Source organism: Amycolatopsis sp. NPDC004772 (genome assembly GCF_053601215.1).
The window spans coordinates 17523-31121 of record NZ_JBSGBK010000097.1 but is presented as its reverse complement, the minus strand read 5'-3'; the positions used below and the strand labels follow the sequence as shown (position 1 = coordinate 31121).

9 protein-coding genes are annotated in these 13599 nt (G+C 69.6%); 4 read left to right on the top strand and 5 right to left on the bottom strand.

Going from position 1 to position 13599, the window contains the following annotated elements; all coding sequences use genetic code 11:
* Positions 1 to 61 precede the first annotated feature (61 nt).
* The 4 genes from ACWEF6_RS36780 to ACWEF6_RS36765 are packed head-to-tail and all read right to left on the bottom strand — an operon-like array spanning position 62 to position 4638.
* Positions 62 to 1474, bottom strand: a complete 1413-nt coding sequence (locus ACWEF6_RS36780; RefSeq protein ID WP_449687174.1) for a GH1 family beta-glucosidase — start codon at positions 1472 to 1474, stop codon at positions 62 to 64.
* The gene (locus tag ACWEF6_RS36775; RefSeq protein WP_310970569.1) at positions 1471 to 2337 is read right to left on the bottom strand and encodes a carbohydrate ABC transporter permease; all 867 of its coding nucleotides are present in this window, start codon (positions 2335 to 2337) and stop codon (positions 1471 to 1473) included. The genes ACWEF6_RS36780 and ACWEF6_RS36775 overlap by 4 nt, the downstream gene beginning before the upstream one ends.
* A complete protein-coding gene (locus ACWEF6_RS36770; protein WP_449687173.1) occupies positions 2334 to 3329 on the bottom strand; it encodes a carbohydrate ABC transporter permease in 996 nt (331 codons plus the stop codon). The genes ACWEF6_RS36775 and ACWEF6_RS36770 overlap by 4 nt, the downstream gene beginning before the upstream one ends.
* Before the next feature lie 4 nt (positions 3330 to 3333).
* A complete protein-coding gene (locus ACWEF6_RS36765; RefSeq protein WP_449687172.1) occupies positions 3334 to 4638 on the bottom strand; it encodes an ABC transporter substrate-binding protein in 1305 nt (434 codons plus the stop codon).
* A 250-nt stretch (positions 4639 to 4888) separates the two neighbouring features.
* Here ACWEF6_RS36765 and ACWEF6_RS36760 point away from each other — a divergent pair, with 250 nt between their 5' ends.
* From ACWEF6_RS36760 to ACWEF6_RS36745, 4 genes are all read left to right on the top strand, one after another.
* Entirely contained in the window at positions 4889 to 5884 is a 996-nt protein-coding gene (locus tag ACWEF6_RS36760; RefSeq protein ID WP_310970612.1) for a LacI family DNA-binding transcriptional regulator, read from the top strand.
* A gap of 555 nt (positions 5885 to 6439) precedes the next feature.
* The gene (locus ACWEF6_RS36755) at positions 6440 to 9358 is read left to right on the top strand and encodes a glycoside hydrolase family 48 protein (RefSeq protein ID WP_449687171.1); all 2919 of its coding nucleotides are present in this window, start codon (positions 6440 to 6442) and stop codon (positions 9356 to 9358) included.
* A gap of 10 nt (positions 9359 to 9368) precedes the next feature.
* Positions 9369 to 10898 (top strand): cellulase family glycosylhydrolase, encoded by a 1530-nt coding sequence (locus ACWEF6_RS36750; protein WP_449687170.1) that lies wholly within the window; start codon positions 9369 to 9371, stop codon positions 10896 to 10898.
* 32 nt (positions 10899 to 10930) lie between these two features.
* Positions 10931 to 12754 carry a glycoside hydrolase family 6 protein gene (locus ACWEF6_RS36745; RefSeq protein WP_449687169.1) on the top strand — a complete coding sequence of 608 codons (1824 nt, stop codon included), beginning with the start codon at positions 10931 to 10933 and terminating at the stop codon, positions 12752 to 12754.
* A gap of 279 nt (positions 12755 to 13033) precedes the next feature.
* Here ACWEF6_RS36745 and ACWEF6_RS36740 read toward each other — a convergent pair whose 3' ends face one another.
* On the bottom strand, positions 13034 to 13561 hold the full coding sequence (locus ACWEF6_RS36740) for an N-acetyltransferase family protein (protein ID WP_449687168.1): 528 nt from the start codon (positions 13559 to 13561) through the stop codon (positions 13034 to 13036).
* Positions 13562 to 13599: the final 38 nt, after the last annotated feature.

The window sequence follows — 13599 nt, the reverse complement described above, 5'->3', positions numbered from 1 at the left end:
GCACCCAATGTGGCGTTCGGTGCGTTGGACGCACCCAACGCCACATTGGGGCGCTGGGGACTCAGCCGAGCCCGTTGAGGCCGATCACCCGGGAGTACCAGTGGGCGCTCTGCTTCGGCGTCCGCCGCTGCGTCGCGTAGTCGACGTGCACCAGGCCGAAGCGCTTCGCGTACCCCTCGGCCCACTCGAAGTTGTCGAGCAGCGACCAGTAGAAGTACCCGCGCAGGTCGACGCCCGCCTGGATCGCGTCGTGACAGGCGCGCAGGTGGGAGTCGAGGAACGCGACGCGGTCGGTGTCGACGATGTCACCGCCGTCGGAGACGACGTCGGGGTAGGCCGCGCCGTTCTCCGTGATGTACAGCGGCACCGACCGGTAGCCGCGGTGCACCTGCAGCAGGGACTCGGTCAGCCCGGCCGGCTGGACCTCCCAGCCGGAGTCGGTGCGGGGTGCCGCCGGGTCCGGGACGAAGTGCACGTCGGCCGCGCCGACCCACTCCGGGCCCGCCGGCTCGCTGCCCGGCACCGGACGGCCCGCGACGCGGTAGTCGCGGTAGTAGTTCACGCCCAGCCAGTCGACGTGCGCGGCGATGACCGCGGGGTCGTCGTCGCGCACGACCGAGCCCAGCCCGAACGGCTCGAGGTCGGCGACCAGGTCGTCCGGGTACCCGCCGCGCAGCACCGGGTCGAGGAACAGCCGGTTCTGCAGGCCGTCGATCCGCCGGGCCGCGGAGACGTCGGAGACGTTCGCCGGGTCGTGCGGGGCGACCGGGTACAGGTTCAGCGTGATGCCGGCCGGGGTGCCCGGGGCGTGCTGCCGGATGATGTCCATCGCCAGGCCGTGGCCCAGCAGCAGGTGGTGCGTGGCGGCCACGGCCGCCGGGTGGTCGGTGCGGCCGGGCGCGTGGATGCCGCCCGCGTAGCCGAGCATCGCCGCGCACCACGGCTCGTTGAGCGTCGACCAGCTGGCGACGCGGTCGCCCAGCCGCGCCAGCACGGTCTCGGCGTACTCGGCGAACCGGTAGGCGGTGTCCCGGTTGGTCCAGCCGCCCTGTTCCTCCAGCGCCTGCGGCAGGTCCCAGTGGTACAGCGTCGCCCACGGCTGGATCCCGGACTCGAGCAGGCAGTCGACCAGCCGGTCGTAGAAGGAGAGCCCGGCGGTGTTCACCTCGCCGCCGTCCGGCCGCACCCGCGGCCAGGCCAGCGAGAAGCGGTAGGCACCGAGGTTGAGCCGGCGCATCAGCCCGACGTCTTCGGAGTACCGCCGGTAGTGGTCGGCCGCCGGTTCGCCGTTGTCGCCGCCCCGGACCGCACCCGGGCGGCGGGCGAAGACGTCCCAGACCGAGTCGGTGCGCCCGTCGGCCGTCGTGGCTCCTTCCACCTGGAACGCCGCGGTGGCGGCGCCCCAGACGAAGCCAGGCGGGAACATCAACGCGGTCTCCGCCCGAACGCTGTCGGGATGTACGGACATGTTCACCCTTTCACGGCACCTTGCATGATCCCGGCCACGATCTGGCGGCCGAGGAGGACGAAGACGATGAGGATCGGGATGGTGGCCAGGGTCGTGCCCGCCAGGACGAGCGAGTAGTCGACGTAGTAGCCGCTCTGCAGCTTTTCCAGGGCCACCTGGACGGTGGGGTTGCCGGCGTCCAGCACGACGAGCGGCCACAGGAAGTCGTTCCAGGACATCATGAACGTGAACATCGCGAGGATCGCCGCGGCCGGGCGCACCGCGGGCATGCAGACGTTCCAGAAGATCCGGATCATGCTGCAGCCGTCGACGCGCGCGGCCTCGATGAGCTCGTACGGCAGAGCGTCCACTGTGTACTGGCGCATCCAGAACACGCCGAACGCGGTGACCAGGTTGGGCACGATCACCGCCGTGAGGCTCCCGGTCCAGCCCAGCTCGGACATCGCGATGAACAGCGGGATGATGCCCAGCTGGGTGGGCACCGCGAGCGTGACGACGATGAACACGAACAGCTTGTTCGCACCGCGGAACCGCAGTTTCGCGAAGGCGAACCCGGCCAGCGAGGAGAACAGCACCGTCGTCAGCGTCACCGTGCCGGACACGATGACGCTGTTGGCCAGCGCCTTCCAGAACGGCACGGTGTCGAACACCCGGGCCGCGTTGGCGAAGAAGTTGCCGCCGGGCACGAACGGCGGGATGCGCTCGGTGAGCATCCCGTTGTCGCGGCTGGCCACGAGGAACGACCAGTAGAACGGGAACAGCGAACCGAGCACGAAGATCGCCAGCACGACGTAGGTCGCCTTACGGGGCTTGCCGAGGGTGGCGACCTTCTGCCGCACTCCGGTCGGCCGGCTCTGGAGTGTTGTCATTTCTTCTTCACCTTCACCGCCGGGGTGCTGGCGATCCGGCTGGTGAGGAAGTAGTTCGCCAGCGCGATGAGCACGATGATCAGGAACAGCACCCAGGCGATCGCCGAGGCGTAGCCGAGGTCGGCGTTCTGGAACGCCGTCTGGTAGAGGTAGAGCGTCACGGTCTGGAACTGGTTGGTCGAGCCGCCGTTGTTCGACCCGGGCATGGCGTCGAACAGTTTCGGCTCGGTGAAGATCTGCAGGCCGCCGATCGTCGAGGTGATGGTGATGAAGATCAGCGTCGGCTTGAGCAGCGGCAGGGTGACGTTCCAGAAGCGCCGCCAGGTGCCGGCGCCGTCGATCACCGCCGCCTCGTGCAGTTCCTTGGGGATGGCCTGCATGGCCGCCAGCACGATCAGGGCGTTGTAGCCGGTCCAGCGCCAGTTGACCATGATCGCGATCGCGACGTGGCTGCCGAAGCGGTTGGCCTGCCAGTCGACCGGGTCCAGCCCGATGGTCTGCAGCACGCCGTTGATCAGCCCGTACTTCGGGCCGAAGAGGTTGGCGAAGATGATGCCGATGGCGACGAGGCTGGCCGCGTACGGCAGCAGGATGCCGACCCGCCAGCCGGTCGCACCGCGCAGCCGCGACCCGAGCAACGCCGCCAGGAGCACCGCGATGATCAGCTGGGGGACGCTGGAGAGCAGGAAGATGCTGACCGTGTTCGTCAGCGCGTTCCAGAACTGCGCGTCGGCGAAGAGCTCCTTGAAGTTGTCGAGGCCGATGAAGTCGGGGGCGTCGGTCCCGGCTTCCCACTTGAACAGCGAGACGTACGCGGTGTAGAGCAGCGGGAACAGCCCGACGATCCCGAACAGGATGAAGAACGGCGCGATGTAGAGGTACGGCGAGACCTTGACGTCCCACCGGCTCAACCGGTGACGGAAGGTGGGCCGGGGAGACACTCGCTCCCCGGCCTTACTCCCTTCTGGCGCGACCTTGTCGAGGACGGTCATCGGTTCAGCGCGTGATCTTCTTCGCGGCTTCGACCATCTGGTTCCAGCCGTCCGTCGCCGACTTGCCCTGCTCGACCGCCTGCAGGGCCGGGCTGGAGGCGTTCTCCTGGATCTGGCCGTCACCGGGGCCCTTGTACTGCGGCTTCTGCACCTTCTTGGCCTGCTCGGCGAACAGCGCGCCGACCTTCGTGTCGCCGAAGTAGTCGTTGGTGTAGCTCAGCAGCGCGGGGTCGGTCAGCGCCTTGACCTGGCTCGGGAAGGTGCCCTTGGCCTGGAACGCCTTGATCTGCTGCTCCGGCGCGGTCAGCCAGGCCGCGAGCTCGGCGGCCTCCTTCGGGTGCTTCGACTGCGTCGGCACGGTCAGGTACGAACCGCCCCAGTTGCCGCCGCCGCCGGGGAAGGCCGCGGTGACCGCCCACTTGCCGGCGTTCTCGGGGCCGGCCTGCTCCTTGATCACGCCGAGCATCCACGCCGGGCACACCTTCGTGGCGAACGCGCCCTGCTTGAAGCCGGTGTTCCACTCGTTGCTGAACGCGGTGAGCTTGGCCGACTCGCCCTTGGCGACCGCGTCGGTGACCTTGGCCCAGGCGTCCTTGATGCCCTGGTTGTTCTCGACGGCCAGCTTGTCGTCCTTGTTGATGTAGCCCTCGGGCAGCTGGTTCACCATCGCGTTGAAGTTCTGCGCGGCCGAGTCGAACCAGGCCTTGCCGTTGCTCTTCTTCACGAAGTCCGCGCCGGCGGCGAAGTAGCTGTCCCAGGTGGCGAACAGCGGCTTGACCGCTTCGGGGTCGTCCGGCAGGCCGGCGGCCTTGAACATGTCCTTGCGGTAGCACATGGCGAGCGGGCCGATGTCGGTGCCGTAGCCGATGAGCTTGCCGTCCTTGGTCTTGGCGGCGTCGTACTTCCAGGGCAGCCAGCGGTCCGGGGAGGCGTCGGCCGGGCCGATCTTGCTCAGGTCGTTGAACTTCGAACCCTTGTCGAGGAAGTCCGACAGGTGGCCCTCTTCGAGCGCCGTCACGTCGGCGAGGCCGGAGCCCGCGGCCAGCTTCGTGACGAGTTCCTCGTGGTAGGGGCCGCCCTGGCCGGTCTTGCGGTGGGTGATCTTGATGTTGGGGTGCAGTCGCTCGTATTCCGGGATGAGGGCCTCGTAGCCGAACTCGGTGAACGTCGCCAGCGTCAGGTCGACGTGCTCATTCGGGTTCGCCGCCGCCGGTGGGGTCTGCTCACCGCCCCCGCTGCAGGCCGAGGCGCCGAGCGCCGTCATCGTGATGCCCAGTGCCAGGACCAGGCCGTTCCGGATCGTTCTCACGTGTCCAACCACCTTGTTGACGGGAATGAGCGCTCTCACTGCTGGGAGCCGATCTGGGAGCGCTCCCAGGTGTGGCAGAGTCTGCTGGGGGCGTTCACCGGTGTCAAGAGGTCGTAACCGGAGCGTTTCCTGCGAGGAGCGCTCCCGGACGCGCGGAGGCGTGAACGTTAAGCTGAGGCGGTCAGAGTTGCAGAGGGTGAGCGAGGGCGGTGCCGTGGGGCCTCGAGCAGGGGATGAAGAACGGCCGACACTGGAGGACGTCGCGGCGTTCGCCGGTGTGTCGCGGTCGACGGCGTCCCGGGCGTTGAACGACGACGCGTACGTCAGCGCGGCGGCGCGGGAGAAGGTCCTGGCCGCGGCCCGTGACCTGGGCTATTCCCCGAACCAGGCGGCGCGGTCGCTGGTCACGCGCCGCACCGGGGCGATCGCGGTGGTGCTGTCGGAGCCGGAGTCCCGGCTGCTCGACGACCCCTACCGCGCGGCCGTCATGCGGGCCGGCTACCGGGAGCTCGCCGACGTCGGCCGCCAGATGGTGCTGATCTTCAGCGACATCCGCGAGGACCTGAGCCGGACGGTCCGGTTCCTCGAGGGCGGCCACGTCGACGGCGCGCTCGTGTTCGCGCCGCACCGGGCCGACCCGCTGCCCAAGGCGCTGCGGCTGCTGCGCATCCCGGTGGTGTTCGGCGGCCAGGCGGCCGGCATCCGCCGCGGCGTCCACGTCGTCGACTTCGACAACGAGGGCGGCGCCCGGCTGGCGGTCGAGCACCTGGTCGCGGCCGGGCGGCGGCGGATCGCCACGATCGCCGGCCCCCAGGACCAGAGCGCACCGATCGACCGGCTCGCGGGCTGGCGCAAGACGCTGCTCGACGCCGGGCTCGACCCCGCCGACCTGGCCGAAGAGGCCGACTTCACCCTTTCGGGCGGAGCGAACGCGATGTCGGCCCTGCTGACCCGTCACCCCGACCTCGACGCGGTCTTCGTCGCCAGCGACATGATGGCAGTGGGCGCGTTCCGCACGCTGGGCGCGGCCGGCCGCCGCATCCCGGACGACGTCGCGGTGGTCAGCTTCGACGACAACGCCACCCTCGCCCCGGCGATGGACCCGCCCCTGACGTCGGTCCACCAGGACCCCCGCGAGCAGGTCCACGCCATGGTCGAGACCCTGATGCGGCTGCTCGACGACCAGAACCTCAAGCCGCGCCAGCACATCCTCCCGGTCTCCCTGGCGGTCCGCGCCTCGAGCTGACGTTTCGTCCACCTGAGTACGCGTGTCGACCCCTCGATCACGCGCGTCGACCTTCCACTCACGCGTGTCGACCCTTCGCGCGCGCATGCCGACCCTCGGCGTCCCCTGCCGGAGGCCGAACCGGCGTACCCGGAGCGTCGGATGGCGTACCCGGAGGGACGGCCGGCGTATCCCGGAGGCCGGTTCGCGGGCCCGGAGGGTCGACACGCGTGTTTCACGGGTCGACACGCGTGATTGTGGAGCCGACACAGTGTCCGTGCCTCGATGGGTGGGAACGTTCCGGCCCGAGATGTACGCCTTTGGCGCTAAACAGCGTTTCCTGAGCACCCAACGTAACAACTAGACTGGGCTGAACGGGTGACGGGGCGACTAACGGGGTCGGCTGTTCAGGAGTGTTCAGTGAGCCGGCGTTCGCCGGGCGCGTAGGTGTGACACTCGGCGCCGCGGTGTCCTTCTGACTCGATTCTTTACATCCAGGTTTCCGGCTGGCTACCGTCTGCGCCTGGAAGCGCTCCCAGATCGCTGGCTCCCTACGGACAAAGGAGTTCCGCAGCCATGCGTTCCTCCCCTCGAAAGCGCGCCCGGGCGCTGGCACTGGCTTCGGCCGTGCTGGCGGTCACGGGTGCGGTGGTCGCCCCACCACCGGCGCTCGGCGCCGACATCGCCTGTTCCGTCACCTACACCACCAACGACTGGGACACCGGGTTCACCGCGAACGTCTCGCTGCGCAACGACGGAGCTCCGTTCGACAGCTGGAAGGTCGGCTGGACGTTCCTCGACGGCCAGAAGGTCCAGCAGGGCTGGAGCGCGACGTTCGCCCAGTCGGGCGCCGCGGTCACCGCGACGAACATGTCCTACAACGGCCACCTCGACACCGGCGCGAGCACGTCGTTCGGGTTCAACGGCTCGAAGGGCTCGGCCAACCGGCCGCCCACCGACTTCTCGGTGAACGGCACCGCGTGCACCGGCGCCAACAAGGCGCCGACGGTCACCCTGACCTCGCCGAGTTCAACCGGCTCGTACTACGCCCCGGCGACGATCCCGCTGGCCGCGACGGCCGCCGACAGCGACGGCACGGTGAGCAAGGTCGAGTTCTACGCCGGTGACACGCTGCTGGCCACGGACACGGCCGCGCCGTTCGAAGGCAGCTGGGGCAACGTCCCGGCCGGGACGTACTCGATCAGCGCCAAGGCCTACGACAACAAGGGCGCGTCGACGACGTCGAGCCCGGTCAGCGTGAAGGTCCTCTCCGGGCCGACGATCGTCGCCGCCCCGGCGACCGCGCAGGTCAAGCAGGGTGGCACGACGACCTTCGCGGTCTCCCTCGCCGGTGCCCCGACGGCCCCGGTCACCGTCGCCGTCGCGCGCACGGCCGGAAGCACCGACCTCACGGCCGCGCCGACGAGCCTGACGTTCACGACGGCGAACTGGAACGTGCCGCAGAACGTCACGGTCACCAGCGCCGACAACGGGGGAGCGCTCGGGAGCGCGACCTTCACCGCGAGCAGCAGCGGCTACACCGCGGCCACGGTGGCGGTCAACGAGATCTCGTCGTCCACTTCGGACTACCAGCTCGCGTTCCTGACGCAGTACAACAAGATCAAGGACCCGAACAACGGCTACTTCCGCAAGTTCGGCAACATCCTGGTGCCCTACCACTCGATCGAGACGCTGATCGTCGAGGCACCGGACCACGGGCACGAGACGACGTCGGAGGCGTTCAGCTACTACCTCTGGCTGGAGGCGTCCTACGGCCGGGTGACCGGTGACTGGGCTCCGTTCAACCAGGCGTGGACGTCGATCGAGACGTACGCGATCCCGTCGGCGGCCGACCAGCCGGGCAACTCCGGCTACAACGCCAGCAAGCCGGCGACCTACGCGGCGGAATACCCGAGCCCGAAGAACTACCCCTCCCAGTTGCAGTCGAACGTCTCGGTCGGGGCCGACCCGATCGCGGCGGAGCTGAAGGCGGCCTACGGCTCGCCGGACGTCTACGGCATGCACTGGCTGCTCGACGTGGACAACATCTACAAGTTCGGCCACTGCGAGGACGGCACCAACACCGCGCCGGCGTTCATCAACACCTTCCAGCGCGGCTCGCAGGAATCGGTGTGGGAGACGGTCACGCAGCCCAGCTGCGACCTGCTGAAGTTCGGCGGCAAGAACGGGTACCTCGACCTGTTCACCGGCGACTCCTCCTACGCCAAGCAGTGGAAGTACACCGACGCCCCCGACGCGGACGCCCGCGTGGTGCAGGTGGCCTTCCAGGCCGAGAAGTGGGCCCAGGCCCAGGGCAAGAGCGCCGATGTCGCGGCCGTGCTGAAGAAGGCCTCGAAGATGGGCGACTACCTGCGGTACTCGCTGTTCGACAAGTACTACAAGAAGATCGGCAACTGCGTCGGCGCCACGGCCTGCCCGGCCGGGACCGGCAAGGAGAGCGAGCACTACCTGATCTCGTGGTACTACGCGTGGGGCGGCTCGGCCGACACGGCCAGCTCCTGGGCGTGGCGGATCGGCGACGGTGCGGCGCACCAGGGTTACCAGAACCCCCTGGCCGCGTACGCGTTGTCCGCCGATGCGGGTCTGAAGGTCACTTCGTCGACCGGTGCCACCGACTGGGCGACCAGCCTCAACCGGCAGATGGAGTTCCTGCAGTGGCTGCAGTCGTCCGAAGGCGGCCTCGCCGGCGGCGCGACCAACAGCTGGGACGGCCAGTACGGCACCCCGCCCGCGGGCACGCCGACCTTCTACGGGATGTACTACGACTGGCAGCCGGTCTGGCACGACCCGCCGAGCAACCAGTGGTTCGGCTTCCAGACCTGGGGCATGGAACGGATCGCCGAGTACTACCAGGCGACCAACGACGCCCGGGCGAAGAAGATCCTCGACAAGTGGGTGCCCTGGGCGATCGCGAACACCACGGTCGGGGCCGGCGGCAGCTTCCAGATCCCGTCCGACCTGACCTGGAGCGGCGCGCCGGACACCTGGAACGCCACCAGCCCGGGTGCGAACAACAGCCTGCACGTCTCGGTGAAGAACTACAGCCAGGACGTCGGGGTCGCGGCCTCGCTCGCCAAGACGCTGCTCTACTACGCGTCCGGGTCGAGCAACGCCCAGGCCAAGACGGTCGGCGAGCAGCTGCTGACCGCGCTGTCGGCGAACACCGACAGCAAGGGCATCGCGGTGCCGGAGACCCGGTCGGACTACGACCGGTTCGACGACAAGTACAACGCCGGCACGGACCAGGGGCTCTACGTGCCCTCGGGCTGGACCGGCACGATGCCCAACGGCGACGCGATCAACTCGAACTCCACGTTCCTGTCGATCCGGTCCTTCTACAAGAGCGACCCGCAGTGGCCGAAGGTCCAGGCCTACCTGGACGGCGGGGCTGCGCCGACGTTCACCTACCACCGGTTCTGGGCGCAGTCGGAGATCGCCACGGCGTTCGCCGCGCACGTCGCCCTGTTCGGCTGAGAGGCACTTGATGAAGCGACTGCTCTCGCTGGTGGTCGCCGCACTGGTCGGGGGCGCCGTTCTCACGGCGTCCCCGGCCACCGCGGCCCCGCAGACCACGGCGGCGGCCGGCACCGGTACCGGGTTCTGGCACGCCAGCGGATCCCAGCTGGTCGACGCGACCGGCGCGCCGGTCCGGATGACCGGGATCAACTGGTTCGGCGCCGAAACGGCCAACTACTCGCCGCACGGGCTGTGGAGCCGCAACTACAAGGACATGCTCGACCAGATGGCCGGGCTCGGGTACAACACGCTGCGGCTGCCGTACTCGAACCAGCTGTTCGACAGCGGTTCGAAGCCGGTCAGCATCGACCAGGTGGCGAACCCGGACCTGCAGGGCCTGTCCGGCCTGCAGGTGCTCGACAAGATCGTCGCCTACGCGGGTGTCAAGGGCATGCGCGTGCTCCTGGACCGGCACCGGCCGGACTCCGGCGCGCAGTCCCCGCTCTGGTACACCGGTGCGTACCCCGAAAGCCGCTGGATCTCCGACTGGACGATGCTGGCCCAGCACTACCGGGGCAACCCCACGGTGATCGGGGCGGACCTGCACAACGAACCGCACGCGATCCAGGGCGGCGGGGGAGCGTGCTGGGGCTGCGGCGACACCGCGACCGACTGGCGGCTCGCCGCCGAACGGGCCGGCAACGCCGTGCTCGCGGCCAACCCGGACTGGCTGATCGTCGTCGAAGGCGTCGACTGCGTCAGCGGCACCGGCGACCCGCAGTGCGGCTGGTGGGGCGGCAACCTCTCCGGGGCCCGGCAGTTCCCGGTGCGTTTGTCCGAACCGGACAAGCTGGTGTACTCGGCGCACGAGTACGCGACCTCGGTGTTCGCCCAGAAATGGTTTTCCGACCCGGCGTTCCCGGCGAACCTGCCCGCGTTGTGGGACCACTTCTTCGGCTACCTGCACCAGCAGAACATCGCGCCGGTGCTGCTCGGCGAGTTCGGCTCCACGCTCGCCGACCCGCGCGACCAGGTCTGGCTGCAGGAACTGATGGAGTACGCCGGTACCGGCACGTCCGGGATGAGCTTCACCTACTGGTCGTGGAACCCGAACTCGGGTGACACCGGCGGCATCCTCAACGACGACTGGACCACGGTCAACCAGACCAAGCAGGCGATCCTGCAGCCGTACCTGATCCCGCCGGTGGGCTCGGGCGGCGGCACGACCGACCCGCCGCCCGCGGCGAGCTGCGCGGTCACCTACCACGTCGACAACACCTGGCAGGGCGGCTTCACCGCCACCGTGACCCTGAAGAACACCGGCAGCTCGGCGCTGAAGAACTGGGCGCTCGGCTGGACCGTGCCGTCCGGCACGCAGCTCACCGGCGGCTGGAACGCGACCGTCACGCAGACCGGGCAGCAGGCGAGCGCCAAGGCGCCCGCCTGGGCGCCCGACCTGGCCGGCGGGGCGTCGGTCTCGATCGGCGTCCAGGCCACCGGCCCCTCGACCGGCACGCCGGGCGGCTTCGCCGTCGGCGCGACCGCCTGCACCACCTGACCCACCCACGGAACGATTAAGGAGCGCACTCGATGAGGAGTGAATTCTGGTCCGCCAAGAGGAAGTCACGGTTCGCCGTGGCGTCCTCGGTGACCGCGGCGGCGATGACCGCCGGATTGCTGGTGGCCGGGGGCAGTCCGGCGGGCGCCGCCACCGGCTGCAAGGTCACCTATACGGTCAACCAGTGGGACACCGGCTTCACCGCGAACATCGCCGTCACCAACCTGGGCGACGCCGTTTCGTCCTGGAACGTCGAATGGGACTTCGCCGGCAACCAGCAGGTGCAGCAGGGCTGGAGCGCCACGTTCAGCCAGAGCGGCAAGCACGTGAGCGCGAAGAACCCGTCTTGGGGCGGCAACCTGGGTTCGAACGCCACGGCCAGCTTCGGCTTCAACGGCTCGTACTCGGGGACCAATGCCATCCCGACGTCGTTCTCGCTCAACGGTGCCCACTGCGACGGCACGCCGACGACCACGACACCCACGACACCGACCACCACGCCGACGACCCCGACCACGCCGACGACCCCGACCACTCCCACCACCCCGACGACGGTGACCACGACCCCGCAGCCCGGGACCCACGTGGAGAACCCGTACTCCGGGTCGAAGGGGTACGTGAACCCGGACTGGTCGAGCCAGGTGAGCGCGGCGGCCGCGGCCAAGGGCGGCACGCTCGGCGCCCAGATGGCCAAGGTGGCCAACACCTCGACCGCCGTCTGGCTGGACCGGATCGCGGCGATCGAGGGCACGTCGAGCGCGCGCGGCCTGCGCGGGCACCTCGACGCGGCGCTGGCCCAGCAGTCCGGCGGCACGCCGGTGACCATCCAGATCGTCGTCTACGACCTGCCCAACCGCGACTGCGCGGCGCTGGCGTCCAACGGTGAGCTGAAGGTCTCCCAGAACGGGCTGGCCCGGTACAAGAGCGAGTACATCGACCCGATCGCGTCGATCCTGTCCGACGCGAAGTACGCGCCGCTGCGGATCGTGGCGATCGTCGAGCCGGACTCGCTGCCGAACCTGATCACGAACACCTCGATGGCGACCTGCGCGGAAGCGCAGTCCAGCGGGGCGTACGCGCAGGGCATCCAGTACGCGCTGAACAAGCTGCACGCGATCTCCAACGTCTACAACTACCTGGACATCGCGCACTCGGCGTGGCTCGGCTGGGACAGCAACTTCCAGCCGTTCGTCAACCTGGTCAAGCAGACCCTGCAGGGCACCACGGCCGGCGTGAACAGCATCGACGGCTTCATCAGCTCCACGGCGAACTACACGCCGCTGACCGAGCCGAACCTGCCCGACCCGAACCTGAACGTGGGCGGCCAGGCGCTGAAGTCGGCGACGTTCTACCAGTGGAACCCGTACTTCGCGGAGGTCCCTTTCGCCACCGCGATGTACAACGCCTTCGTGGCGGCCGGCCTGCCGAGCGGCATCGGCATGCTGGTCGACACCTCCCGTAACGGCTGGGGCGGCTCGGCGCGGCCGAGCGGTGCTTCGGGATCCACTGTGGACGCCTACGTGAACTCGGGCCGGATCGACCGGCGGCTGCACCGCGGCAACTGGTGCAACCAGAGCGGTGCGGGCCTGGGTGTCCGGCCGACGGTGGCCCCGCAGGCGCACTTCGACGCCTACGTCTGGATCAAGCCGCCGGGTGAGTCCGACGGCGCGAGCCAGCAGATCCCGAACGACGAAGGCAAGGGCGCGGACCCGATGTGCGACCCGACCTTCCACGGCACCCAGCAGGCCAACGGCGGCAACCTGACCGGTGCCCTGCCGAACGCCCCGCTGTCGGGCAAGTGGTTCGGAGCCCAGTTCGAGGAACTGGTCCAGAACGCCTACCCGCCGGTGCAGTGAGACTCCTCCGGACGCCGGCTGCCGCGCGGCTGCGGAAACGCAGCCGGGCGGCGGCCGGGCCGGAGCGGGGCTCGTCAAGACCCCGGACCGGGCGGTGCCGCGCAGCCGCCGCCCGGTCCGGCCTCCACCACGGTGGCAGCGGCCCGTCCCGCCGGGCCGCTCGCCGCAGTCCCGCCCGCGCCGCCTGACCGGCCGGGCGGGACAGCGTGATCCGGCCCGGCGTCCGCAGCGGCCTCCTGCGACCCCGGGCCGGATCCCGCGGCCTTGCCCTTCGGCCGCTCAGCCGAGGTCCTTGCGGAAGCTCAGCCGATCCAGTCCCGGCCCGTCGTAGTCGGGCTGGACCGGTACCCCCTCGAACTCCTTCGGCCCTGGTTCGGTGACGAACCCCATCCGGGTGTGGAACGCGTGCGAACCCTTGTTCTCCGGCGACGTGATCGCCCGGACCACCGAGCGCCCGTGCGCGGCGCTGTAGGCGAAGAAGCGCTCGTAGAGCGCCGCGCCCAGGCCGCGGCCGCGTTCGGCCGGCTCGACTCCGACGAAGTGGACGTAGCTCTCGGCCGGTCGCGACGGCGAGAGGAACCCGATCAGGAACGCGACGATCCGCTCGTCCGCCGTCACCAGGACGCTGCTGCCGGTGAAGTGCTGGAACATCAGCTTCGGCAGCAGCAGCGCCCGCTGGCGGGAGCCCGCCTCGCCGCCGAGGCCGCCCCACCAGCGGTCGAGGACGGCCAGCACGGGGAGGTGGTCGTCCGGGCCGGGGTGCCGGATCGTGTGGTGCCGCCAAGGTTCGGGCAGGGGAGTGAGCACGGTCCCCAGCCTGCCCGGCCCGGCGGCCTCCGGCGAGC